2 protein-coding genes are annotated in these 1,080 nt (G+C 74.6%); one reads left to right on the top strand and one right to left on the bottom strand.

The window, feature by feature from the left end; translation table 11 throughout:
* A partial coding sequence (locus tag H5J29_RS33880) for a cytochrome P450 family protein (RefSeq protein WP_181784933.1) occupies positions 1–734 on the top strand: 734 nt, incomplete at its 5' end.
* A gap of 158 nt (positions 735–892) precedes the next feature.
* Here the strand turns inward: H5J29_RS33880 and H5J29_RS33875 are convergent.
* On the bottom strand, positions 893–1,080 hold a 188-nt coding region (locus H5J29_RS33875; protein WP_220188255.1), incomplete at its 5' end, for a zinc-ribbon domain-containing protein.

The following is a 1,080-nucleotide window of genomic DNA, read 5'->3' as shown; positions in this document are numbered from 1 at the left end:
TGCGAGACGTCGCACGCGAGCTGCTGGCCGGGCCACCGCGCACGGTGGACCTGGTCGCGGACTTCACCACGCGGTATCCGCTGCGCGTGGTCGGTGACCTGCTCGGGGTCCCGGCCGAGCAGGTCGACACCGCGATGGCCGCGTGCGGGCTGATGCACGAGGACTACCCGCGGCACGTCGGCGAGGCGCTCGCGGGGTTCGCCGGGCTGGCCGCCGCCGCGCTCTCGGGTGACGGGCTCGCGCGGGAGATCGCCGAGCGCATGCCGCCTGGGAGCACCGCCGTCGACCTGCACTACCAGGTCTTCACGTTGCTGTTCGCCGGTCAGCTCACCACGGACCCGACCGTGGGGTTCCTGGTCGCCCGGCTGCTCGGCGACCCCACCGCGCCCGCGGACGTCGAGGAGCTCGTCCGGGAGACCCTCCGCCGCCACCCGGCGGCGCCGTTCACGTTGTGGCGCTTCACGTCCGCGGAGGTGGAGATCGGCGGTGTCCGGCTCCCGCCGCGCTCCCCCGTGCTCGTCGACATCACCGAGACCGGCCTGACCTTCGGCGCCGGGCCGCACTACTGCCTGGGCGCCGAGCTCGCACGGCTGGAGCTGACCGCCCTCGCCGAGGTCCTGCGCTCCGACTTCCCCGCGGCGGCACTGACCGTCCCGTACGCCGACCTCCGGTACGCGGTGCCCGGCGGGATCATGGGCGGTCGGCTGCTGACCCTCCCGGTGTACCTCCCCTGAGCCGCCCCGCCCTGAGCTGCACGAGCGGCACTCTCGTGCGGTAGTCCCGCACGAGAGTGCCGTTGGTGCGCAGGGCCGGTGGTGCGCAGGGCCGGAACGCACGAACGGCACTCTCGTGCGGGAGGTCCGCACGGGAGTGCCGTTCGTGGTTCAGCGGGTCAGGACTGGCGGGTGCCGCAGGTGGAGCAGAACACCGCGCCCGGCGCGACCGTGGTGCCGCAGGTGCCGCAGTCGCGGGCCTGGGGCAGCGAGACCACCGTGGTGGTGGCGCCCCCGTCCTCGGAGCCGTTGACCGCCTCGGTCGGCGCGGGGCGCTGGGCGGCCATGATGTCCGCGGGCGTCACGA

Origin of the sequence: Pseudonocardia pini (assembly GCF_013870575.1) — a bacterium.
In the GTDB taxonomy this organism is placed as follows: Bacteria; Actinomycetota; Actinomycetes; order Mycobacteriales; family Pseudonocardiaceae; genus Pseudonocardia; species Pseudonocardia pini.
Note: the sequence above shows the minus strand (reverse complement) of the source record. Positions and strands in the feature narration are given on the sequence as shown.